At 47.4% G+C, this 666-nt stretch carries 1 pseudogene; it reads right to left on the bottom strand.

Going from position 1 to position 666, the window contains the following annotated elements:
• Window positions 1-666: pseudogene (locus tag R7E78_RS27215) on the bottom strand (DNA polymerase I); the annotation flags it as partial.

Below are 666 nucleotides of genomic sequence, written 5' to 3'. Positions count from 1 at the left end.
TCGGCGAGTTCATGTTGAACTCTTGTTCTGCGATTTCGTAAGCTTTTTGTTCAAGCTCTTCTAAACGGGCCGCGATTTCTACCGATTGAGCGCTCAGCTTCATGTCATCAATCAGAACACCAGTGCGCTCAATGCGAGACAAAACAGGGACTAGCGGCATTTCGATTTCTTCGTAAACCGATTTTAGCTTTTCATCTTGTTCGATGTTAGCAAACAGACGATTGTGCAAGCGAAGCGTGACGTCAGCATCTTCAGCTGCGTATGGCGATGCTTGCTCAAGCTCGATTTGGTTGAAGGTCAGTTGGTTTTTACCTTTACCCGCGATTTGTTCGAATGAAATGCAGCTGTGTTGTAGGAAACGAAGTGCCAAGCTGTCCATGTCGTGTTTGCCGCCTACGCTGTTGTAAACGTAAGACGCCAACATGGTGTCGTATTTGATGCCTTTCATCTCGATGCCGTAACGTGCCAGCACAGACGCATCGTATTTTAGGTTCTGACCGACTTTCGCTTGAGCGTCGTCTTCAAGAATTGGTTTCAGCTGCTCAAGAACCCAATCGCGATCCAGTTGCTCTGGCGCATCCAAATAATCGTGTGCGACAGGAACATAAGCCGCAATACCTTCATCGATAGCAAATGACAAACCGACGAGGTTCGCCACCATGTAAT

Source organism: Vibrio sp. YT-19(2023), from assembly GCF_033337395.1.
This window is presented reverse-complemented; position numbering and strand designations above follow the sequence as displayed.